Genomic DNA, 21,455 nt, shown 5'->3' with positions numbered 1-21,455 from the left:
TTACTCTTGCCCTTATCCGCCGCTAATCTGAGGCAAATCAGATGAGGCCGGAATGGGCAAGGCGGCAGAGCAGGGGAAGACAGACGGGCAGGGGGCGGCAATGGTGCGCCGTCGCCACGTGTTCTATATTCCCGGCTACGATCCGATCCACCCGCGCCGCTATCGAGAGCTGTACCGCAGCGAAAGCGCGGCTCAGGCCGGGATATCGGGATATGAGATCGCACAGCGACCGAAACAGGCCGGTGGCCCCTATGGCTGGCATGTGTCGGCCTGCATGGAGGGGGCAGAGATCAATGCGGATGTGGAGGTGCTGGTCTGGTCCGACATTGTGCGCGGCAGCATGTCGGCCTCGATCCCGGCAACCTATCTGCAGCTGGTTCGAACAGCCTGGATCTACATCTCCACAGGTGCGCTGCTGCGCTTGATGCGCCTGCGCAAGGGGCCGGTGATTGCCGCGCTTTATCCGGTGGGAATGTTGCTCCTGCAACTGATGCTGGCGGTGATTGCAGGCTCTCTCGCCGGAGCTGTTGCGGAATGGGGCTTTGCGGAACTCATTGGCCGCGCAGCCGTCGGCCTGCTTGGCTCGCTTGTTTTTCTCGTCGCGTTCGGGGCTGTGGCGATCCTTGTGCTGAGATGGTTCAAGGCCCGCGATGGGAAGCTGTTTGCCTACTACCTGATGCACGACTATGCCTATTCAGCGGCCTTGCGCGGGGCCAATCCGCCAGACCTTGAGGCGCGCATGGCTGAGTTTTGCCAGCTGATCCGCACTGCCATTGAGAAGAACGCAGTGGATGAGGTGCTGGTCGTTGGCCATTCTTCCGGGGCCCATGTAGGGGTTTCGGTGCTGGCGGATCTGCTCCGTGCAGGAGTGCCAGGGGTGCGCCCCGCCCTGGGGTTCCTCAGCCTGGGGCAGGTGGTGCCGATGGTGTCCTTCCTTCCGCGTGCGGACCGGTTGCGTGGTGATCTGCAGTATCTGTCGGCCAGCCCCGACATTACCTGGATCGATGTCAGCGCGCCGGGGGATGGCTGCGCCTTTGCGCTGTGTGATCCGGTTGCTGTCAGCGGCGTTGCGCCCGAGGGAAAACGTTGGCCGCTGGTGGTCTCTGCGGCTTTCACCCAAACCTTGAGCCCCGCGCGTTGGAAGGAATTGCGCTGGCGGTTTTTTCGCCTGCATTTTCAGTATCTCTGCGCCTTCGACCAGCCTGGCGACTATGATTACTTCAAGATCACCGCCGGGCCGGTGACACTGTCCGACCGCTATAGGGGGCGCAAGCCGTCAAAGTCGCGTATCGAGGTGGCGACTTCTGGATATTCTTCGGTGGGCGCGCCATGACACGGCTGCCGCCCAAACCACCTGCGCGCCCCGACAAGGTCTCGCTGTGGCGGTACGCGCAACTGTTTCGCAAGGACATCCTGTCGGCCCAGCCCGCGCGGCTGTATCGGGCCTGGATGGCAGAGTTTCGCACCCCCTTCTTTCGCTCCTTTCTGCTGAACCAGCCGGATCTGGTGCAGACCGTTCTGAAAGAGCGCCCCGATGATTTCCCGAAATCCAACCGGATTGGAGAAGGGCTGCGGCCGCTGTTGGGGAACTCGGTCTTCCTCACCAATGGCGATGTCTGGAAGCGCCAGCGCCGTATCATTGACCCGGCTTTCGAAGGCGGGCGTCTGAAGGAAACTTTCCCGGCCATGCGCGCCGCAGCCGAGGCGGCTGTTGAGCGGCTCAAAGGACAGGAGGGCGAGATCGAGATCGAGGCGGTCACCTCCCATGCGGCGGCGGATGTGATCTTTCGCACGTTGTTTTCCATCCCCATCGAGCACGAGGTCGCATCGGAGGTGTTTGCGCGTTTCCGCGATTACCAGCGCAGCCAGCCGATCCTGAACCTTGCGGCCTTTGTTCCGGTGCCGGCTTGGGTGCCGCGTTTCTTTCGGCGGGGCACGCTGGAGAACGCCGCGCGTATCCGCGATCTGATAACGCGCCTTACGGATGAAAGGGCGGCCCAGATCGCGTCGGGTACGGCGCCGCAGGATCTGGCTAGCAAGATCATGACCACGGCGGATCCCGAGACCGGAGAGACCTTCACCACCGAGGAAATGGTCGATCAGGTGGCGATCTTTTTCCTGGCGGGTCATGAAACCAGTGCCTCGGCTCTGGCCTGGACACTGTATCTGATGGCCATCTACCCGGAGTGGCAGGAGAGGGTGGCCGCTGAGGCGGCAGCGCTAAAGGACGATAGCTTTGCTGCCATGTCTCGCCTGCGGGTCAGCCGGGATGTGTTCCGCGAGGCGCTGCGCCTTTATCCGCCTGTCCCTATGATGGTGCGCGAGGCGCGTTGCCCTGAGGAGTTTCGCAACCGGGAGGTGCCGAAAGGATCGCAATTGGTGCTCAGCCCCTGGCACCTGCACAGGCACGAGCGGCTTTGGGACAATCCGGACGGGTTCGACCCGGGCCGCTGGGAGACCGAGAACGGAAAGACCTGCCAGCGTGAGGCCTATATGCCCTTTTCCGCGGGTGCCCGCGTCTGCACCGGGGCGGGCTTTGCCATGGTCGAAGGACCGCTGATCCTGTCAATGCTGCTGCGCGAGTTTCGCGTGGCACCGGTCGAGGGCAAGGACCCTGTTCCGGTCGCACATCTGACCGTGCGCGCCGAGGATGGGATATGGCTGCGGCTGACACCGCGTTAGAGCATCAGCCGCAGTGGTGTCACGCCGTATCAGTTGGTGAACTTGACCGCCGTGCCCGAAACATGTCGGCAGCCCCAGCTGAGCGGGCAGATTTCTACAGCTCCGATCTTGGCATTGATGACGGCGTCGGCACCCAGCTCAGCGGCCTCTACACGAAGCTTTTGTTCGCCCTGTTCAACGGTTGGTGCGGGATGAAAGGCAGTTACCTTTGCCACCGTGCCCTTGACCGGTCCGACGGTCGTGAATGTTTTGCCTGCAATCTTGCTGTCTGCGGTAATTGCGATCTGATCAAGGGGCGTAGCGGTAGTCGCGGCGACGGCTGACGCCTGTTTTTCAATTTGAGCGGGGTAGGTCTGAATATCGCCACAGGCGGACAAGGACAGTAGGGCCAGGACGGAAAGGGTCTTTTTCATATTGTTGGGTCTCGATCAGGTTTGTTTATGTCTGTTTGAAACGGACGCAATTGTTAAAACATAACGGCATGCTCCCTAAGGTGACGCGTCTGCGCCTCTTTCGGAGCTGCCGGGCGGGATAATGCAATAGGATTTTGATCAACTCAAGCGCGATTTGAGGTGGCGCAGAACGTAGAGGCGGATGGCCGTCGCCAGCCCGCAGTCGGTCGCGCGCGACTCGTCTATTTCGGCGGCGAGTTCATTGATGGCGCGGCCTTGCTCTGCGGCAATGGCGCGAAAGGCGGCCCAGAATTCGTCTTCCAATGAAACAGAGGTTCGATGGCCGCGCAGGGTCAGCGAGTGTTTCTTGGGGCGGGTGTTCATTATTTTTCCTGATCGTCGGACTTGTGGCCATCCAGACGTTTTTCGTCTTGGTTACGACGGCTGCGATCGAGCTGTTTTTCCGCCTTGCTGCGGCCGAATTTCACCGCGTTGGCGTCAGCGCGGGCCTTTTTCTCGGCCCGCGCCTTTTGTTTTCGAAACCGGTTCAGATTGACCGGCTCAGCCATCAGTCCTTGGGCCCGATCATCTGCTCGGGGCGCACGACCGCGTCAAAAGTGGCCTCATCCACAAAGCCAAGCGCGATGGCTTCTTCCTTGAGCGTGGTGCCGTTCTTATGCGCGGTCTTGGCGACCTTGGTGGCATTGTCATAGCCGATGGTCGGGGCAAGCGCCGTGACCAGCATCAGCGACTCTTTCATCAGCTTTTCGATGCGCGGCTCGTTGGCCTTGATGCCGTTCAGCATCCGCTCGGTGAAGCTGTCGGCCACATCCCCCAGAAGCTGCATGGACTGCAAGAGGTTGTAGGACATCATCGGGTTGTAGACGTTGAGTTCGAAATGGCCCTGGCTGCCTGCGAACTTGATCGCGGCGTCGTTGCCCATCACATGCGCGGCAACCTGAGTCATTGCCTCGGCCTGGGTCGGGTTCACCTTGCCCGGCATGATAGAGGAACCCGGCTCGTTCTCGGGCAGGATCAGTTCTCCCAGGCCCGAGCGCGGGCCGGAGCCGAGGAAACGAATGTCGTTGGCGATCTTGTACATGGCACCAGCGACCGAGGCGAGCGCGCCGGACATGAAGACCATGGCGTCATGCGCGGCAAGCGCTTCAAACTTGTTGGGCGCGGTCACGAAGGGCAGGCCGGTGATCTCGGCCATGTTCGCGGCGACCTTTTCGCCCCAGCCGTGTTGGGTGTTCAGGCCGGTACCGACGGCGGTGCCGCCCTGTGCAAGCTCGTAGATACCGGGCAGGGCCGCCTCGATGCGGGTGATGCCCATGCGGATCTGGTGGGCATAGCCGCCAAATTCCTGGCCCAGCGTCAGCGGGGTCGCATCCTGGGTGTGGGTGCGGCCGATCTTGATGATGTCCTTGAACTCTTCGGACTTTGCTTCGAGTCCCGACAGCAGCTTGTTCAGACCCGGCAGCAGCACGTCGCGCACCATCATGGCGGCGCCGATATGCATCGCGGTCGGGAAGGTGTCGTTCGAGGACTGGCCCATGTTGCAGTGATCGTTGGGGTGCACCGGATCCTTGGAGCCGATCTCGCCGCCCAGGATCTCGATCGCGCGGTTGGCGATCACCTCGTTGGAGTTCATGTTGGACTGGGTGCCGGACCCGGTCTGCCAGACCACCAGCGGGAAGTTGTCGTCGAATTTGCCCTCGAACACCTCACCAGCGGCCTGGATGATGGCATCCGCGATCTTGGGGTCTAGCTTGCCGCTCTCCTTGTTGGCCATGGCGCAGGCCTTCTTGATCACGCCAAGCGCACGCACGATGGCAACGGGCTGCTTTTCCCAGCCGATGGGGAAGTTCATGATCGAACGCTGCGTCTGCGCGCCCCAGTATTTGTCGTTAGGAACTTCCAGCGGACCAAAGCTGTCTGTTTCGGTGCGGGTATTGGACATCTCGTCTGTCTCCGTCTCGTATGCCGTTGCATGCCGTTTAGCCCGCGGTCGCCGTGGGCGCAATCGGGCAGTTGCGCGCATCATAAGGAAACACGTGGGCGGGTATAGAGACAATTGGGCCGGATGCATTGCCTGCGCATTCAAATCGACTAAAGTTCTCGTCAGACGCGCAATGTGGCCCCAGGTAAAAGGATATGAGAGTGCTGAGACCTTCTCTTTCGTTGCAAAGACCATCGAGCCATCGCCGGGCGGGCGCCGTTGCCATGACCAGGCTGCACGAGATTCAGGCCATGCTGTTCAGCGGCCTTGCCCTCTTTTTTGTGCTGCTGTGTTTTTCGCGGGCTGCCTTTGCCGAGGTTGCTCCGTTTGTCGGATCATACTCGGGGTCTGTCGAACTTGCACATGCCGACGGTACGGTCGAGCTGCGCGACATGAGCGTCGCCATCAGCGAGATCAGGAAGGGTTTTTCCGTCGAGTGGAGCACGGCGTCGATCCGCGAAGACGGCAGTCGCAAGGTCAAGACCTACGACGTCAGTTTCGTGGAAACGGATCGCGCCGGTATTTTTGCGGCTGCAATGCAGCGCAACGTCTTTGGTCATGCGGTGCAGATGGATCCGATGAAGGGCCACCCTTATGTCTGGGGACGCATCACTGGACAGACGTTGACCGTGTTTTCCATGTTCATCGCCCCGAACGGGGACTACGAAATGCAGCAATATGACCGGACGCTTGCGGACGGGGGGCTTGAGCTGCGCTATATCGTGCATCGCAACGGGGTGCCCACCCGTACGCTTTCGACCTTTCTTGAGCGAACCAAATAGACCGTGACGCTGCCAGAGCCTACCTTGTCTCACGCTGCCCTGCGCTGACGGGCAGTGCGACAATCACAAACTGGTCAAAGGCGCGTCTGGTGCCGTGTGGCTTAAGCGCGTCAATCGAAACCAGAGCCTGCGCGCCGGTGCGCAGAGGCTGATCGGTAGCGGTGCCTATTTTCTGAAGCTGTCCAGTGACACCACGTCAGCGTCCGTCTTTTTGGCAGGTTCGCCCCGGACCTCATCGCGGTCATGATCTTTCTCCACCGCTTCGGTGGGTTCATCCTCGTCGTCTTCGGCCGTTTCGAACCTCAGTCCGAACTCCACCGACGGGTCCACGAAGGTCTTTATCGCATCGAATGGGATATAAAGAGGCTCGGGTGTGTCGCCGAAATTGAGCGTGATTGCAAAGCCGTCCGGGTCGATGTGCAGGTTGTCGAACCAGTGCTGCATGACGACGGTCATTTCCTCAGGGTAACGCTCACGCAGCCAGTCCGCGAGTTGGGCCTCGGGATGGCGGGTATCGAAGGTGATGAAGAAATGGTGGCTCCCAGGCAGCCCATGGTCCGCGACATCCTGCAACACGGTGCGGATGAGCCCACGCATGGCGGTATGCATCAGGTTTCCGTAGTCGATTTCCCGTGACACGCTGTACCTCTTATCCTTTGCCACCAGCATAAGCGATTTTCCCGGAAACAAAATAGGCCGTGCAGTCGATTTGGAAAAAATCGTCGCCATCTGCTCCGGCCTTTGGACTTGATCCGGAATTCAGCCGAGCGCACTGATTGGCAAGACAGAAAGAAGCAGACCGGCAGCGGCCATAAGACCCAGGAGAGGGGCCAGGCGCCCCTGAAAAAGGGTGGCGGTAACGACCGCAAGGGCTGTCAGGGCGGCGGCGGTCAGATCCAAGCTTTGCCACTGCGGCAGAGCCAGGGTGAAAGGACCGATGTGCGTCTGTGCAACTGACGCGAACAGTACATGGGCAAGAAACCAGAGGCTCAGGTTGAGAATCACGCCGGTCACGGCCGAGGTGACCCCCTTGAGCGCGTTCCCGAGCCGGGGATGCTGCGACAGGCGTTCGACGTAAGGTGCAGCCGTGAAGATCCAAAGGAAGCAGGGCACGAAGGTGGCCCAAAGCGCAACCGCACCAGCCGCCAGGAACAAAGGGAGGCCGCCCTGTGCATGACCTGCCAGCATCGCCACGAATTGTGTGACCAGGATCAGGGGGCCTGGCGTGGTTTCGGCGAGCCCCAGGGCGTCGATCATCTGCCCGGTGGAAATCCAGGCGTGGTCTTGAACGATTGCCTGGCTCATGTAGGCCAGAACTGCATAGGCGCCGCCGAAGGTCACTATGGCGAGTTTGGCGAAAAACCACCCGAGTGTGGCCAGAAACTGATGGCCAAGCAAATCAAGAGCGAGCAGAGGAGCAATCCACAGCAGGCCCCAGACTGCCGCCGTCTTTATGCTGTCCTGCAGACTGCTGATTGGGGCCGATGCGCTGCCATCCAAGGACGGGGTAGGGCGAAGAGTGAGGCCGATCAGGCCGGCCAGGAGAATGACGACCGGGAAGGGCAGCCCGAGAAAGAACAGTGCGGCAAAACCGAAGGCGGACAAGAGCCAATCTATCCGGCTGTGCAAGGCCTTGGTCCTGAGGCGCCATAGCGCCTGAAGCACGATAACGATCACCGCTGCCTTGATACCGACAAACGCGCCCTGCACGGCTGGTAGGTTGCCGTAGGCAAGATAACCCCATGCCAGCAGGCCTATCACCAGTGCGCCAGGCAGAACGAATAGCAACCCGGCCAGAAGCCCCCCGCCCATCCCGCGCAGGCGCCAGCCGGTGTAGGTGCAAAGCTGCATCGCCTCGGGGCCGGGGAGCAACATGCAAAACGACAATCCGCGCAGGAACGCCTCTTCTGTCAGCCAGGATCTCTTATCGACCAGTTCGCGGTGCATGAGCGCGATCTGGGCTGCCGGCCCGCCAAAGCTCATCAGCCCGATACGCAAGAAGACGATCATCAGATCGCGCGTCGTGGGCCGCGCCGCGGGATGGTCAATGGACACGGGTCTCTCCGATGCAGATGCCTGAGCTCGGTGATCAGCCTATAGACCAGGTCGGTATGTGCTGACAGCAAAAATGGCGCTCACTCGGCATGCGTTTTTCTGCGGGAGGATCAACCGCTCCATCTCAGACGTTCTCCGGTCAGGCAGATCGCCAGGGCATCCTCCGGGATCTGGCCAAGCTGTTCGAACATTTTCATGTAATCCATCGAAGCCGACACTTCTGCGACTTTTCCCTCTTCGACCCGCGCTATGAAATGGCCGGAAAAGTGGACATCTTGCAGGGTCGTGGCCGATTGCGCGCTGACCAGAAGTTTGGCCGCCACCAGATCTCCTGCCTCGACCGGGCTTTCATACGCGAAGGAGATGTTAACGAGCAGTCTGTTGAGTGCCATGACCATATCGCCGTAGTCCTCGGGCGAGCCGCTTATTGCGGTGATCTGACCTTCGATAGTGATGCCTGTGCACGACAGGTTCTTGATTGCTGCGATGTCCGCCTGTTCCCAAAGAGTGTTGAACCACTGTTTGACAACGTCCAGGTTGCGGAGTCTCGTAGTCTGCATCGTCAGAACCCTCGGGAAACTTGGGAGGGGACTTGAGCCCGGCTACATTGTCGATGAGGGGCAAGAAGAAGAGCGGGCAAGTTGGGGTCCTTTAGGTGCTGAGGCAGAAGAGATGGCGCTTCGAGCCGGATTGTCTTGGGTAGGCGTTTTGGGGGCGGCGCGCGGCGGCAGAGGTGTCATTCTTATCTTGCCCAAGTCAGACGCTGTCCGGTCAGGCAGATCGGAATGGTGTCGGCGGGCAAGAGTTCCATCTGTTCAAGCAGCGACACATAGTCAAAATGGTTGTAGGCCTCGACGATTTTGCCGCCGTCAAAGCGGGTCATGATCTGGCCGGTCACTTCAATCGGTGCGCCTGTGTCGCCGCGCGTGGTGCGCACGATCACAAGTGCGGCGACCCAATCCCCGTGTTCGATGACTTTGGGCAGATCAATTCGGAACTTCCCGACATGGGCCTGGAACGCCATGACAAGCTCACTCAGCTCAGCTGTGCCGACCTGAATTTCCGGAACGATTCCAGAGGCAATCGTGTCATCTGCGAAGAAATCCCCGATCGAGTCGAGGTTCCCCTTTTCCCAAACTTCTGTGTACCAGGCGCGCAAGCGTTCGATGTTGGTCATTCATTGACTCCATATATGCAGAAAGATGGCGGCAAACTCTGAACAAAGCCTCAACAGCAAACGCCCGATCAGGAGAGACATGCCTGAGGCGATGAAACTTTCGACACCTGAAACAACCGCCTGTACCGATCCCGAAACGGTTATACTGAGCAAAGACAATTGAGTGCGGGATGAAAGTGCAGGTTTCTGTTGCCAGGTACCTGCGAACCCCGCCTTACGCTGCTAGGCATAAGGACTTAAAGTCGGTTCGACTCGAACTGCTTACGCAGCCAGAGCAACCGGAGCACGATTGTCGTTTGCAATTGTACTGTTTTCGCCGGTAACGGTGGCAGACCGCCGAGACAAAGCTAACCCCTTTAGACGTTCGTCGATCCTATTTCGGCCCCCCAGTTCTGAAAGGCGTCCCCAAACGAAGGAAGCCGCCAGAAGTTTATTTGGTGGAGCCGCCGGGTACCGCCCCCGGGTCCGATCCGCTTATTACGAGCGCGTTTATGTCCATAGTTCCATGAGGAACATGGTAAACATAGGGTTTGTGTTCCCGGATTTAAAGAGGGGAAATAGGGATAATACCCCGAAAATTCATGGTTTCAGCAACCAGTCGAAGATGAGGAGCGCAGCCCCTCGGCCCGAGCGGCGAAAACATCCTTCGCGAGCCTGCGGGTCTCGATTTCCAGCTCGCTCAGTCCGGTGCTGGCGGCCTCTGGGTCTGCTGCTTCGATGGCATCTGCGATACGCTCGTGCAGGGCGATGATCCGTGCGCGGTCGCGGGCTGTGAAGGTGATCATGTTCATCAGAGGTTGCATGCCCTCGACGGCCCCTGCCAGCTGGTAGGACAGAACCGGGTTGCCCGCGCCATCGACCAATGCCCGGTGGAAGGCAACATCGGAGGTGCAGAAGGCTTCATCCGTCAGCCCTGGCTGCGACTGGCGAAAGATCTCGGTACGCATTGTCGCAAGGTGATCCGCAGTGCGGCGCTGCGCGCACAGGGGGGCGCAGGCCCGTTCCAGGGCATAGCGCGCTTCGCAGGCCGTATCGAAACTCACGGCATTCATCGACAGCAGCAGGGTCGAAGTGGTGATCTGCTGCACGTAGGCATCCTCAAAGCTCAGCCGATTGACAAACGCACCCCCGGTGGCTCCGCGCTGGGTGCGGATCAAGGACTGCGCCGCAAGCCGTTTCAACGCCTCCCGAACCGTTGGCCGGGACACCCGGAAGTGATCTGCCAGTTCAGCTTCGGATGGCAATCTTTCATCCACGATCAGCGTGCCATCCACAATCGCGTCCTTTATCGCCTGGGCAATCTGGGCGGACAGGTCCTCGGGGCGGCTTGGGTCGATTTGCATGGTGTTTCTCTGTGTAGGTCCGGGCACCGGTCGTTGGATCTGATTTGCCCAAGGTGAGGTGCAAAGAAATCATTTGTCAGACATTTAAAAGTCTGACATTTAAAGTTCAAGTTCTGAGTCGCGCTCTGCAGCCCGGTTTGGCGCAGAGGTTCACCATTGCCTGGGAGGATTTGCAATGGCCCTGATCTCACCATCCCGCCGCCTGCGGCGCACCCCGTTTTCCGAAGGTGTGGAAGCTGCCGGTGTCAAAGGCTACACCGTCTACAATCACATGCTGCTCCCCACCGTGTTCGAAAGCGTGGAGGCGGATTATCATCACCTCAAGCGTCACGTGCAGATCTGGGACGTGGCCTGCGAGCGCCAGGTCGAACTGCGGGGACCCGATGCGGGACGCCTGATGCAGATGCTGACCCCGCGCGATCTGCGCGGGATGACACCCGGACAGTGTTTTTATGTGCCCATCGTGGACGAGACGGGCGGGATGCTGAACGATCCGGTCGCGGTCAAACTGGCCGAGGACCGTTGGTGGATTTCGATTGCGGACAGTGACCTTCTGTACTGGGTCAAGGGGATCGCCAACGGCTGGCGGCTGGATGTTCTGGTGGATGAGCCCGATGTCTCTCCCCTTGCGGTGCAGGGGCCTAAGGCCGAAGAGCTGATGGTGCGGGTCTTTGGTGAAAGCATCCGCAATATCCGTTTCTTTCGCTTTGGCGTCTATCAGTTTCAGGGCCATGATCTGGTGATCGCCCGCTCTGGCTATTCCAAGCAGGGCGGGTTCGAGATCTACGTCGAGGGCAGCGAATTCGGCATGCCGCTTTGGCGCAAGCTGTTCGAGGCGGGCGAGGATTTGGAGGTTCGTGCAGGCTGTCCGAACCTGATCGAGCGGATCGAGGGCGGTCTGCTGAGTTATGGCAATGACATGACTGACGACAACACGCCCCACGAATGCGGGCTCGGTCGCTTCTGCAACACCCATACGGCCATTGGCTGTATCGGGCGCGATGCGCTTTTGCGGGTGGCCAAGGAGGGCCCGGTGCAGCAGATCCGGCCCATCGCCATCGACGGCGATGCGGTGCCGCCCTGTGATCGTTTCTGGCCGGTCTTCTCCGGCGGGCGCCGTGTGGGGCGGATTTCATCCGCCGCCTGGTCTCCGGATTTTCAGACCAATGTGTCGATCGGCATGGTGCGAATGACCCATTGGGACGCGGGCAGCAGGCTTGAGGTGGAAACGCCAGAGGGCATGCGCAGCGCGACCGTGCGGGAAAAGTTCTGGATTTAAAACGAAAGGATACTGGCATGTTTAATGCTTTGGTCGTGAACAAGGACGAGGAAACCGGCAAGACATCGGCAGCAGTGGAACAGATCGGCCTCGATGATCTGCCGGAGGCAGAGGTGACAGTTGCCGTCGAATACTCCACCGTGAATTACAAGGACGGCCTGTGCATTGGTCCGGGGGGCGGGCTGGTGCGCAAGTATCCGCATGTGCCGGGGATCGATTTCGCCGGCACGATCGAGACCTCTGGCGATGACCGCTACAAGCCCGGCGACAAGGTCGTTCTCACCGGCTGGCGTGTGGGTGAGGCCCATTGGGGCGGCTATGCCCAAAAGGCACGGGTGAGGGCCGACTGGCTGGTGCCGCTGCCCGAAGGCCTCGATACCCGTCAGGCGATGGCGGTCGGAACCGCAGGCTTTACCGCGATGCTGGCCGTGATGGCGTTGGAAGATCAAGGGATGAGCAAGGACCACGGTCCCGTTCTGGTCACCGGCGCGGCGGGCGGTGTCGGTTCGGTCGCGACCGCGATCCTGGCGCATCTGGGTTACGAGGTGGCCGCTGTCACGGGTCGCCCCGAAACCGAGGACTATCTGCGCGGTCTTGGCGCCACCCAGATCGTTGCGCGCGAAGAGATCAACGAAACGGTCAAGCGGCCGCTGGAAAGCGAAACCTGGGCGGGCTGCGTCGATGCCGTTGGCGGTGCAATGCTGGCGCGTGTCCTGGGGCAGATGAAATACGGGGCGTCGGTTGCGGCGGTGGGCCTTGCAGGTGGTGCGGCGCTTCCGGCGACTGTGGTGCCTTTCCTTTTGCGCGGGGTGAACCTCTTGGGGATCGATTCAGTCATGCAGCCCTACGACAACCGCCTGCGCGCATGGCAGCGGATCGCAACGGATCTGCCCATGGACAAGCTTGAGGCGATGATCCAGCCCGCGACGCTTCAGGATCTGCCCAAGCTCGGGTCCGATATCCTGAAGGGTCAGGTCAAAGGGCGCGTGGTTGTCGATGTAAACGCGTGATCGCAAAGGATGCCCTGAATTGACGCACCGCGCGGCTTGGGCCGCGCGGTGCCAATTTTTTTTGGGCGTTTTTACCTCAAGGTCGTCACCGGTCGGCTGCGCTTGACCTTTGCCCACAAGATCTGCATCCATTTCCCGGTCGCATACAACGGGGGCACAGAATGGCGCTTGATATTGATTTCGTAAGGGAACAGTTCCCGGCCTTTTCAGAAGCATCCCTGCAAGGTCAGGCCTTTTTCGAGAATGCCGGAGGCTCCTATACCTGCAAGCCGGTCATCGACCGGCTGATGCGGTTTTACACCCAGCGTAAAGTTCAGCCCTATGCGCCCTATGAGGCCTCGAGCCTGGCGGGCGCGGAGATGGAGGAGGCGCGCCAGCGGCTGGCGGGGATCCTGGGCGTGCAGACCGACGAGGTGAGCTTTGGTCCCTCGACCACGCAGAACACCTATGTCCTGGCACAGGCCTTTCGCCAGTTTCTGTCGCCGGGTGAAGCGATCATCGTGACCAATCAGGACCATGAAGCCAACACCGGGCCATGGCGCCGCTTGGCCGACGCAGGGATCGAGATCCTGGAATGGAAGATCGACCCCACTACCGGGCATCTTGACCCGCGTGATCTGGAGGACTTGCTGGATGAGCGCGTGCGGCTTGTCTGCTTTCCGCATTGTTCGAACGTTGTGGGGGAGATCAACCCCGTGACAGAGATCACCGCACTGTGCCACGCGGCGGGTGCCTTTGTCTGTGTGGATGGGGTTTCGTATGCGCCGCACGGGCTGCCGAATGTGGATGACCTTGGCCCTGATATCTATCTGTTCTCGGCCTACAAGACCTACGGGCCGCATCAGGGCATCATGGTGATCCGCCGCGCCCTTGGAGAGCTGCTGCCGAACCAGGGGCACTATTTCAACGGTGATGTTCTCTACAAGCGGTTCACACCCGCCGGGCCGGATCACGCCCAGGTCGCGGCCTGCGCCGGCATGGCCGATTACATCGAGGCCCTGTGTGATCATCATGCTGGCCCGTCAGAGGGCGCTGCCGCCCGCGCCGGATTTGTACATGACCTGATGCGGGCTCATGAGGTGAAGCTTTTGCAGCCACTGCTGGATGCCCTGAAGGACCGCAACGATCTGCGTCTTCTCGGTCCGGCTGAGGCCGAGAAACGTGCGCCGACCGTGGCCGTGGCGGTCAACAGGCCCGGCGTTGAGATCGCCAGAGATCTGGCCGGACATGGCATCATGGCGGGAGGCGGTGATTTCTACGCCATGCGTGCGCTCGAGGCGATGGGGGTCGACCCGGACCAGGGCGTTTTGCGAATGAGTTTCACGCATTACACCAGCGAAAATGAGGTGACACGGCTGATCGAGGCCCTAGATCGCGTGCTGTAAGGACATCCGCAGCACGAGGTCACATCTCACATGAGCAGCCAAGCCCCGGCAGGCGCGCCGGTCATCTGGTGGATCCGGCGCGATCTCCGCCTTGCCGACAACGCAGCCCTGACGGCCGCAGTCGAGCGCGGCGCACCGATCATTCCGCTCTATATCCTTGACAAGCAGGACGAAGGGCTTGGCGCGGCGCCAAGGTTCCGGCTGGGTCTCGGCCTTGCGCAGTTTGGGGATACCCTGTCTGCACGCGGTAGCCGCCTGATCCTGCGCCGGGGGGACGCGCAGCAGGTCTTGTCGGACGTGATCAGGGAGACAGGAGCCGGGGCCGTCTTCTGGTCTCGCCTTTACGATCCGGATGCCATTGCACGCGATACGGTCGTCAAAGAGAGCCTGAAAACAACCGGCATCGAGGCGAAATCATTTGGTGGGCGGCTCCTGTTTGAACCCTGGACGGTGGAGACCAAGGCCGGGGGCATGTTTCGCGTTTACACCCCTTTCTGGAAAGCGGTTCGGGATCGGGAGCCTTCCGCGCTATTGCCGGAACCCGGGAAGCTTCTGGCGGCAGATGCATGGCCAGACAGCGAAATCCTTGAGACATGGCAGATTGGGGCGGCCATGCGGCGCGGCGCAGATGTCGTGAAGGCGCATTGCCGCGTGGGCGAGGCCGCTGCCCTCGATCGGCTTGACGACTTCCTCGAGACTTCGGTGGCGCGCTACAAGGCCCTGCGGGACTTTCCGGCGCTTGATGCCACCTCGGGCCTGTCAGAAAACCTGGCCTGGGGTGAGATCAGCCCGCATCGCATGTGGCATCTTGGTCAGCGCGCGATGGAGCAAAGCCGCAATGGCGCCGAGCATTTCCTGAAAGAGGTGGTCTGGCGCGAGTTCGCCTATCACCTGATGTACCACAGCCCCGAGATATTGACCCGGAACTGGCGGGCTGAATGGGACAGTTTTTCCTGGCGCACCGAAATCACCCCTGAGGCCGAAGCCTGGATGCGCGGGCAGACCGGGTATGACTTCGTCGATGCGGCCATGCGGGAAATGTATGTGACCGGCAAGATGCACAATCGCGCGCGCATGCTTGTGGCGAGTTTCCTCACCAAGCATCTGATGGTGCATTGGAAGATCGGCATGGACTGGTTTGCCGACTGTCTGGTGGATTGGGATCCGGCCTCGAATGCGATGGGCTGGCAGTGGGTCGCCGGGTCCGGCCCGGATGCGGCTCCGTTCTTCCGTATCTTCAACCCCGACGGACAACTGGACAAGTTCGACGCGGATCGCCGCTACATCCGGCGCTGGATTGCAGAGGGACAGCGCAATCCGCCCGAAACAGCCTTGTCGTTTTTCGACGCGACGCCCCGCAGTTGGGCCCTGGCGCCGGATCAGTCCCGTGCAAAACGGCTGATTGACCTCAAGGTCGGCCGTGAACGCGCTCTGGAAGCCTACAGCGCCAATCGAAAATCTGAACCGGCAGGGTGAGTTTTGATCTGAAAACCTAAGGTGTGACCTCTTGTGCCACGCGCAAGAAAACAGGACAGTGCGGGCGGACAGAGGCCAGGTTCTGCCGCGTGACCGGGCCATAACGCAGGAGTGGACACCAACCCATGCCCAACGGAGCCAGACTGATCGCAGCCCTGTCGATGGCGCTGCTTGCCTTTGTTGCTTCCACGCTGATCATGCCGCTAATGCCGGAAGGCACTGACTTCGGCTATTTCACCCATGTCAACATTGCGATTGGGGTCGTAACGGGATGGGTGTTGATGGGGCGGCGCGCAGGCGGAGGGCTGGTACCGGCCATCAACAACGGAATCACGGGCATGGCGGTGATGGTGTTCTGGGGCCTGTTTGCACAGGGCGTGTGGGAGATGTTCCGTCTGGCGATGCGCCACCGCTATGATGGACCCTTCGAGGCGCTGACCGCGATCTTCACCATTGGTCTCGATTATTTCTTCGTGATGGCGGTGCCTCACGTCCTGCTCGCCTTGGTGATTGGCGGTGTTCTGGCGGGGCTTGCCACGGAAAACGCGCACAGGCGCTGGCGATAAGGCCGCACCGAAAAGGACTGTGAACGCATGACCGATTTCTTTTTCTACGGAACGTTGCGCCATGAGCCGCTTTTGGCGCTGGTTCTGGGCAGGGACCTGGAGCACCTTGCAGCGAAACCGGCGACACTTTTCGATCACAAGGTCTCTTGGGTGGCAGGGCAGGCTTACCCTGTGATTGAGAGCGCGGCAGGCAGTCGGGCGGATGGGATCGTGCTGCGGGGCCTGTCTGAGGCTGATCTTGCGGCGCTTGATTTCTATGAAGGTGGTTTTGGCTATGCGCTGAAATCCGTTCCGGTCCGGCTCGACAGCGGCGAGATCATAACGGCCGAGGTCTATTTCCCGGAGGCCGGAGCATTGCCGACAGACGGTCCCTGGAATCTTGCGACCTGGGAGCGGGACTGGGCCGCGGTTTCCCTTCGGGCCGCCGAGGAGATGATGGCCTATCAAGGGCGCATGACGCCTCAGGAGATCGCCAGAATCTATCCTGCGATGTTCCGCCGCGCGTCGGCCTGGTTGGCCGCGCGGGCACGGTCCGAGGACCCCGACCACGATCTGTCGCAGGATGTGCACGTGCACCGGCACAAGCGGGCTTTTGTCAACTTCTTTGCCATGGAAGAGATGGACCTGCAGTTCCGCCGCTATGACGGCACGCTCAGCCCGGTGATCAATCGTTGTGTCGCCTTGGTGGGGCGCGCCTCGGTTGTGCTGCCCTATGATCCTTTGCGGGATGAGGTGCTTCTGGTCGAACAGTTTCGTGCCGCCACCTACATCGCCGGGGAACAGCGCCCCTGGATGTGGGAACCGGTTGCCGGTTTGATCGATCCGGGTGAAACGCCGGAACAGGCGGCCCTGCGCGAAGCGAAAGAAGAAGCGGGGCTGAACGTGCAGCGGCTGGAGCCTGTGGCAGAGGTCTACCCCTCCAGTGGTGCATCCGGTGAATTCCTGCATCTCTTAGTGGGCATCGCAGATCTGTCAGACGTCCAGGGCGGCGGCGGATTGGACAGCGAACACGAAGACATTCGCAGTAAAGTCATTTCGTTCCGGGAATTGATGGATGGGGTGGACAGCCGTACCTATCAGGATATGCCTCTCGTGACAGCGGCTTTGTGGCTGGCCAGACACCGGGAGAGGCTCCGCTCACAGGGGTGCGAATAGGCGGTTTGCCGGGGCCTCATGCCTTGTGGTCGGGCATGGGCTTGGCTAAGTCTTTGGGGAACGACTGAAAGGGATACCATGCGCATTGCACGTGACCTGGCCGATGCGATCGGTCATACGCCTCTGATCCGGCTGAACCGCGTCAGCGAGGAAACCGGCTGTGAAATCCTCGGAAAGGCGGAGTTCATGAACCCCGGCCAGTCCGTGAAAGATCGCGCGGCGCTCTACATCATCCGCGATGCCATCGCGCGTGGCGATCTGAAACCGGGCGGCACCATCGTCGAAGGCACGGCAGGTAATACGGGTATCGGCCTCGCGCTGGTTGGGGCCTCGATGGGGTTCAAGACCGTGATCGTGATCCCGGAAACCCAGTCCGAAGAGAAAAAGGACATGCTGCGCCTTGCGGGTGCCCAACTGGTGCAGGTGCCCGCCGCACCCTATCGTAACCCCAACAACTTTGTGCGCTACTCGGAACGGCTGGCCAAGGAACTGGCCAAGACCGAGCCCAATGGCGCCATCTGGGCCAATCAGTTCGACAATGTGGCAAACCGCCAGGCGCATGTGGAAACCACCGGCCCCGAGATCTGGCAACAGACCGACGGCAAGGTTGATGGGTTCATCTGCGCCGTTGGATCGGGCGGTACGCTCGCTGGCGTGGCAGAGGCGCTGCAGCCCAAGGGCGTCAAGATCGGTCTGGCGGATCCGATGGGCGCGGGGCTTTACAGCTATTACACGACGGGTGAGATCGCGATGGAGGGCTCTTCTATCGCTGAAGGGATCGGCCAGGTGCGCATCACCAAGAACCTCGAAGGCTTTACCCCGGACTTCAACTACCAGGTGCCGGACGAGGAAGCGCTGCCTTATGTCTTTGACCTTCTGCACAACGAAGGGCTGGTTCTTGGGGGCTCTTCTGCCATCAATATCGCCGGCGCTGTGCGCATGGCCAAGGAGATGGGACCGGGCAAGACCATCGTGACTGTCTTGTGTGATTACGGCACCCGCTATCAATCGAAGCTGTTCAACCCCGATTTCCTGCGGGAGAAAAGCCTGCCGGTCCCAGACTGGATGACCCATGCACCGGCGTCGATTCCGGGCGTGTTCGAAGACGTCTGACGCACGATGGCAAACGCAGTTTCATTGCTTCGGGTTTGGGTTCTGGGTCTGATACTGCTTGTGGGCCTCTCCGCGTCGGCATTGGCTCAGATGACGGACGAGGGTCGCGCCTATGTGGCGGAATGGCAGAAAACGGCCTCTCGTGCAGAGCAGGTCATCGATGCAAGTCGCGCCTCAAGCGCGGCGCTGGAGCAGCTGCGCAGCGAGCTGGTGCGCTATCGTCAGACGTTCCTGAACGCGGGCACGGAAAACGCAGACCGGATTCGTACACTGGAAGGCCAGCTGCAGGCGCTCGGTCCTGCGCCAGAAGAGGGCAAGAGCGAAGCAGAGGATATCGCCCAGTTGCGCGCCAGCCTGCAAGATCAGCTGAGCGCCCTGCGGGTTCCGCAGGTGGTGGCGGAAGAAGCCTACAGCCGTGCTGCAGGTCTGATTTCCGAGATCGACAAGATCGTGCGCGAGCGTCGGACAAAGCGGCTTCTGGAGCGCGGCCCGTCGCCGCTCAACCCGCAGCACTGGCCCGGTGCCCTGGCGGATCTCACCGAGGCAGGGGGCGCCATCTGGCATGAAAGCGCTGCTCAGCTTCGTAATGATACAACGCGGGAGCGGATTGACGATAATCTGCCCGCCATCGTGGTCTTGCTGGCGCTGTCGGGGCTGTTGCTTTTTCGTGGGCGTCCCTGGGCGCATGCGACGGGCGAGTATCTGCGCCGGTTTGGAGCCAGGGGCAGCGGTGTTTGGACCTTTGTCGTATCTCTGCTGCAGGTTGCATTGCCCTTCGCGGGTGTGCTGCTGCTGACATCTGCCATAGATCTGTCAGGTCTGCTCGGGCTGCGGGGGACTCTGCTTGGCAATTATGTACCCTATTGGGCCTTGCTCATCCTGAGTTTCCACTGGCTGGGAGAACAGCTTTTTCCGGCCAGCGGAGTAGAGGCCCTGGTGGGAGTGCCGGACAACCGGCGTCGGCAGGCCCGCCTGCTGGTGGACCTGTTGGCCCTGATCCTGGTACTGCAGGACGTCCTGATCCGATTGGAACAGATCGAGCGGATCTCGGTCGAGTCTCATGCGGTGCTTGGATTCCCCATTGTCGTGGCTTCGGCCCTTGTCCTGATGCGAGTACAGAAGCTTGCGCTGGTGCCACCCGTGGATGGGACTGCAGAGGGCGACGATGCTGCGATCAGCGGTCTGAGCCGCGTCTTTGCCCTGATCCGTCGCGGAACCTTTGCTCTGGCGGTTCTGGCACCGTTGCTTTCGGCAGTCGGATACACAAATGCGGCAGAGGCGCTGATTTTCCCTGCTATTTCGACCATTGCACTCCTGGGGGCGACGCTGGTCCTGCAGCGGTTCATTGGCGACATCTACGGTTTGGTCAGCGGCCGGGGGCAGGCCGCTAGGGATTCCCTTTTTGCGGCGATGATCGGGTTTTTCCTGGTCCTTCTGGCGGTGCCTTTGCTGGCCTTGATCTGGGGCGCACGGGTGGCTGATCTGACCGAGCTGTGGTCCAGTTTCCTGGCGGGCTTTCAGATTGGCGATACGCGGATTTCTCCGGCGGCCTTTCTGAGCTTTGCCTTGGTCTTTGGTGTGGGCTACGTAACCACGCGGATCGTGCAAAGCAGCCTGCGCAATACGCTGCTTCCGAAAACCCGGATCGATCCCGGTGGGCAGAACGCCATCGTTTCCGGCCTGGGGTATGTGGGTATCTTCCTGTCGGCGGTGATTGCGATTTCGCTTGCGGGGCTCGATCTGTCGTCGCTGGCGATTGTCGCGGGGGCTCTTTCGGTCGGCATCGGGTTTGGTCTTCAAACCATCGTTTCGAACTTCGTCTCGGGCATCATTTTGTTGATTGAGCGCCCGATTTCGAAAGGGGACTGGATCGAGGTCGGCGGTTTGATGGGCTATGTGCGTGACATTTCCGTGCGTTCGACCAGGATCGAGACCTTTGACCGCACGGATGTTATCGTTCCGAATTCGGACCTGATCAGTGGCACCGTCACCAACTACACCCGCAACAATACGGTCGGTCGTGTGATCGTGCCGGTTGGTGTTGCCTATGGCACCGATTTGCGGCTGGTTGAATCCATCCTGCTGGAAATCGCCGAAGCGCATCCGATGGTTCTCATGAACCCAGGGCCAAGCGTGATCTTCCAGGGTTTTGGCGCCGATAGCCTTGAGTTTGAAATCCGCGCTATCCTTCGCGATGTGAATTGGGTGCTGTCGGTCAAATCGGACATGAACTACGAGATTGCCCGGCGCTTCCATGACGCGGGGATCGAAATCCCGTTTGCCCAGCGCGATATCTGGATCCGCAACCTCGATAAATTGCAAACCCCTTTCGGCCCGTTGCCAGCTGGATCCAGGCCAGCCGATCCATCCAAAGGCCCCGTGAAACCCGATCTGGAAGATCTTGACCCGGATGAAGCCGATGGGGACGACTGATCTCCACACAGGCCTTTTCTGAACTGTGCAGCCTCACTGCAAGGAGGACAGCGTTGCCCGCCCTGCCACAGACACCATACATACACCAGCGGCGGGCTATTATGATGTGATTCGCTCCTGCCTGCTAAGGGGACGGTGTTTCGCTTTCGTCGACAGTTTGGTTTGTGTGGGTTGATTGTGTCGGTCTTCGCAAGGTCGGGAATGTCGCCCACTTTGCCTTTTTTTGGTTGTTTTGTCCAAGTAGCACGCCTTATTGAAAGCTGATTGGAAACAGTTGCCGCTAAATTCCGGCTCACGTGACATGGGGCAGGCCAATCCTTCGGTGAGTTTCCAAGCGGGCGCGGTGCTTCAAGTCCTTGAAACGCAACACTGATATGTCCGGTGAAACTGATCCCGTCGCCGGCAGGGGGGGATTGGCCGTTATCCTTCCAGCGCGTTGGTTTTTAAAACTTCATTAAATTTTTTTCTTTGTCGGTGTGGGGCCGTGGAGTAGCTTGAGATTGCCCGTTTGGGGGGGCTGTTCGGTGAGTGTGTCGATCGTTGGTGCCGGTCTTCTGTTTCAGTTGCATGCGCTCAGGTTAATTCGTCTGCTGCGGCACTGTTGA

General features: G+C 60.3%; 20 protein-coding genes and 1 other RNA gene. 11 read left to right on the top strand and 10 right to left on the bottom strand.

The window, feature by feature from the left end; genetic code table 11:
* Positions 1-52: 52 nt before the first annotated feature.
* Positions 53-1,333 carry a hypothetical protein gene (locus AADA15_RS01280; RefSeq protein WP_341639730.1) on the top strand — a complete coding sequence of 427 codons (1,281 nt, stop codon included), beginning with the start codon at positions 53-55 and terminating at the stop codon, positions 1,331-1,333.
* Positions 1,330-2,682, top strand: coding sequence for a cytochrome P450 (locus tag AADA15_RS01275; protein WP_341639729.1), 1,353 nt, complete (start codon positions 1,330-1,332; stop codon positions 2,680-2,682). Before AADA15_RS01280 ends, AADA15_RS01275 begins: the two co-directional genes overlap by 4 nt.
* 29 nt (positions 2,683-2,711) lie before the next feature.
* Here AADA15_RS01275 and AADA15_RS01270 read toward each other — a convergent pair whose 3' ends face one another.
* From AADA15_RS01270 to fumC, 4 genes are all read right to left on the bottom strand, one after another.
* The gene (locus tag AADA15_RS01270) at positions 2,712-3,095 is read right to left on the bottom strand and encodes a hypothetical protein (RefSeq protein ID WP_341639728.1); all 384 of its coding nucleotides are present in this window, start codon (positions 3,093-3,095) and stop codon (positions 2,712-2,714) included.
* A 138-nt stretch (positions 3,096-3,233) separates the two neighbouring features.
* Positions 3,234-3,458, bottom strand: a complete 225-nt coding sequence (locus tag AADA15_RS01265; protein WP_341639727.1) for a ribbon-helix-helix domain-containing protein — start codon at positions 3,456-3,458, stop codon at positions 3,234-3,236.
* On the bottom strand, positions 3,458-3,643 hold the full coding sequence (locus tag AADA15_RS01260) for a DUF4169 family protein (protein ID WP_341639726.1): 186 nt from the start codon (positions 3,641-3,643) through the stop codon (positions 3,458-3,460). Before AADA15_RS01260 ends, AADA15_RS01265 begins: the two co-directional genes overlap by 1 nt.
* A complete protein-coding gene (fumC, locus tag AADA15_RS01255; protein WP_341639725.1) occupies positions 3,643-5,037 on the bottom strand; it encodes a class II fumarate hydratase in 1,395 nt (464 codons plus the stop codon). Before fumC ends, AADA15_RS01260 begins: the two co-directional genes overlap by 1 nt.
* A 263-nt stretch (positions 5,038-5,300) precedes the next feature.
* Here fumC and AADA15_RS01250 point away from each other — a divergent pair, with 263 nt between their 5' ends.
* A complete protein-coding gene (locus AADA15_RS01250) occupies positions 5,301-5,858 on the top strand; it encodes a hypothetical protein (protein ID WP_341639724.1) in 558 nt (185 codons plus the stop codon).
* 165 nt (positions 5,859-6,023) lie between these two features.
* Here AADA15_RS01250 and AADA15_RS01245 read toward each other — a convergent pair whose 3' ends face one another.
* The 6 genes from AADA15_RS01245 to AADA15_RS01220 all read right to left on the bottom strand — a co-directional run bounded on the left by AADA15_RS01245 (position 6,024) and on the right by AADA15_RS01220 (position 10,433).
* Entirely contained in the window at positions 6,024-6,497 is a 474-nt protein-coding gene (locus tag AADA15_RS01245) for an SspB family protein (protein WP_341639723.1), read from the bottom strand.
* Between the two features lie 120 nt (positions 6,498-6,617).
* Positions 6,618-7,868 (bottom strand): chromate efflux transporter, encoded by a 1,251-nt coding sequence (gene chrA / locus AADA15_RS01240; protein ID WP_341640062.1) that lies wholly within the window; start codon positions 7,866-7,868, stop codon positions 6,618-6,620.
* A gap of 155 nt (positions 7,869-8,023) precedes the next feature.
* Complete coding sequence (locus AADA15_RS01235) at positions 8,024-8,473, bottom strand: ester cyclase (RefSeq protein ID WP_341639722.1); 450 nt, start codon at positions 8,471-8,473, stop codon at positions 8,024-8,026.
* A 182-nt stretch (positions 8,474-8,655) separates the two neighbouring features.
* On the bottom strand, positions 8,656-9,090 hold the full coding sequence (locus AADA15_RS01230) for an ester cyclase (RefSeq protein WP_341639721.1): 435 nt from the start codon (positions 9,088-9,090) through the stop codon (positions 8,656-8,658).
* 175 nt (positions 9,091-9,265) lie between these two features.
* Positions 9,266-9,643: a transfer-messenger RNA gene (gene ssrA, locus AADA15_RS01225) on the bottom strand.
* Between the two features lie 34 nt (positions 9,644-9,677).
* Positions 9,678-10,433 (bottom strand): FadR/GntR family transcriptional regulator, encoded by a 756-nt coding sequence (locus tag AADA15_RS01220; RefSeq protein WP_341639720.1) that lies wholly within the window; start codon positions 10,431-10,433, stop codon positions 9,678-9,680.
* Between the two features lie 175 nt (positions 10,434-10,608).
* Here AADA15_RS01220 and AADA15_RS01215 point away from each other — a divergent pair, with 175 nt between their 5' ends.
* The 8 genes from AADA15_RS01215 to AADA15_RS01180 all read left to right on the top strand — a co-directional run bounded on the left by AADA15_RS01215 (position 10,609) and on the right by AADA15_RS01180 (position 20,850).
* A complete protein-coding gene (locus tag AADA15_RS01215) occupies positions 10,609-11,712 on the top strand; it encodes a dimethylsulfoniopropionate demethylase (RefSeq protein ID WP_341639719.1) in 1,104 nt (367 codons plus the stop codon).
* Between the two features lie 17 nt (positions 11,713-11,729).
* On the top strand, positions 11,730-12,722 hold the full coding sequence (gene acuI / locus AADA15_RS01210) for an acryloyl-CoA reductase (protein ID WP_341639718.1): 993 nt from the start codon (positions 11,730-11,732) through the stop codon (positions 12,720-12,722).
* 161 nt (positions 12,723-12,883) lie between these two features.
* Entirely contained in the window at positions 12,884-14,107 is a 1,224-nt protein-coding gene (locus AADA15_RS01205; protein WP_341639717.1) for an aminotransferase class V-fold PLP-dependent enzyme, read from the top strand.
* A 30-nt stretch (positions 14,108-14,137) separates the two neighbouring features.
* Positions 14,138-15,583 carry a cryptochrome/photolyase family protein gene (locus AADA15_RS01200; RefSeq protein WP_341639716.1) on the top strand — a complete coding sequence of 482 codons (1,446 nt, stop codon included), beginning with the start codon at positions 14,138-14,140 and terminating at the stop codon, positions 15,581-15,583.
* A gap of 125 nt (positions 15,584-15,708) precedes the next feature.
* The gene (locus AADA15_RS01195; RefSeq protein WP_341639715.1) at positions 15,709-16,149 is read left to right on the top strand and encodes a TrgA family protein; all 441 of its coding nucleotides are present in this window, start codon (positions 15,709-15,711) and stop codon (positions 16,147-16,149) included.
* Between the two features lie 27 nt (positions 16,150-16,176).
* Positions 16,177-17,304 (top strand): NUDIX domain-containing protein, encoded by a 1,128-nt coding sequence (locus AADA15_RS01190; RefSeq protein WP_341639714.1) that lies wholly within the window; start codon positions 16,177-16,179, stop codon positions 17,302-17,304.
* Positions 17,305-17,382: 78 nt separating this feature from the next.
* A complete protein-coding gene (locus AADA15_RS01185) occupies positions 17,383-18,417 on the top strand; it encodes a cysteine synthase A (RefSeq protein ID WP_341639713.1) in 1,035 nt (344 codons plus the stop codon).
* Positions 18,418-18,423: 6 nt separating this feature from the next.
* The gene (locus tag AADA15_RS01180) at positions 18,424-20,850 is read left to right on the top strand and encodes a DUF3772 domain-containing protein (protein WP_341639712.1); all 2,427 of its coding nucleotides are present in this window, start codon (positions 18,424-18,426) and stop codon (positions 20,848-20,850) included.
* Positions 20,851-21,455: the final 605 nt, after the last annotated feature.

This window comes from Phycobacter sedimenti (assembly GCF_038148855.1).
In the GTDB taxonomy this organism is placed as follows: domain Bacteria; phylum Pseudomonadota; class Alphaproteobacteria; order Rhodobacterales; family Rhodobacteraceae; genus Phycobacter; species Phycobacter sedimenti.
This window is presented reverse-complemented; position numbering and strand designations above follow the sequence as displayed.

Bases quoted from the DNA above. Each gene is read 5' to 3' on its own strand.
- AADA15_RS01275 (WP_341639729.1), top strand. From the start codon at position 1,330: ATGACACGGCTGCCGCCCAAACCACCTGCGCGCCCCGACAAGGTCTCG.
- fumC (WP_341639725.1), bottom strand. From the start codon at position 5,037: ATGTCCAATACCCGCACCGAAACAGACAGCTTTGGTCCGCTGGAAGTT.
- AADA15_RS01260 (WP_341639726.1), bottom strand. From the start codon at position 3,643: ATGGCTGAGCCGGTCAATCTGAACCGGTTTCGAAAACAAAAGGCGCGG.
- AADA15_RS01215 (WP_341639719.1), top strand. From the start codon at position 10,609: ATGGCCCTGATCTCACCATCCCGCCGCCTGCGGCGCACCCCGTTTTCC.
- chrA (WP_341640062.1), bottom strand. From the start codon at position 7,868: ATGATCGTCTTCTTGCGTATCGGGCTGATGAGCTTTGGCGGGCCGGCA.
- AADA15_RS01270 (WP_341639728.1), bottom strand. From the start codon at position 3,095: ATGAAAAAGACCCTTTCCGTCCTGGCCCTACTGTCCTTGTCCGCCTGT.
- AADA15_RS01195 (WP_341639715.1), top strand. From the start codon at position 15,709: ATGCCCAACGGAGCCAGACTGATCGCAGCCCTGTCGATGGCGCTGCTT.
- AADA15_RS01220 (WP_341639720.1), bottom strand. From the start codon at position 10,433: ATGCAAATCGACCCAAGCCGCCCCGAGGACCTGTCCGCCCAGATTGCC.
- AADA15_RS01205 (WP_341639717.1), top strand. From the start codon at position 12,884: ATGGCGCTTGATATTGATTTCGTAAGGGAACAGTTCCCGGCCTTTTCA.
- AADA15_RS01230 (WP_341639721.1), bottom strand. From the start codon at position 9,090: ATGACCAACATCGAACGCTTGCGCGCCTGGTACACAGAAGTTTGGGAA.
- AADA15_RS01265 (WP_341639727.1), bottom strand. From the start codon at position 3,458: ATGAACACCCGCCCCAAGAAACACTCGCTGACCCTGCGCGGCCATCGA.
- AADA15_RS01280 (WP_341639730.1), top strand. From the start codon at position 53: ATGGGCAAGGCGGCAGAGCAGGGGAAGACAGACGGGCAGGGGGCGGCA.
- AADA15_RS01235 (WP_341639722.1), bottom strand. From the start codon at position 8,473: ATGCAGACTACGAGACTCCGCAACCTGGACGTTGTCAAACAGTGGTTC.
- AADA15_RS01180 (WP_341639712.1), top strand. From the start codon at position 18,424: ATGGCAAACGCAGTTTCATTGCTTCGGGTTTGGGTTCTGGGTCTGATA.
- acuI (WP_341639718.1), top strand. From the start codon at position 11,730: ATGTTTAATGCTTTGGTCGTGAACAAGGACGAGGAAACCGGCAAGACA.
- AADA15_RS01190 (WP_341639714.1), top strand. From the start codon at position 16,177: ATGACCGATTTCTTTTTCTACGGAACGTTGCGCCATGAGCCGCTTTTG.
- AADA15_RS01185 (WP_341639713.1), top strand. From the start codon at position 17,383: ATGCGCATTGCACGTGACCTGGCCGATGCGATCGGTCATACGCCTCTG.
- AADA15_RS01250 (WP_341639724.1), top strand. From the start codon at position 5,301: ATGACCAGGCTGCACGAGATTCAGGCCATGCTGTTCAGCGGCCTTGCC.
- AADA15_RS01200 (WP_341639716.1), top strand. From the start codon at position 14,138: ATGAGCAGCCAAGCCCCGGCAGGCGCGCCGGTCATCTGGTGGATCCGG.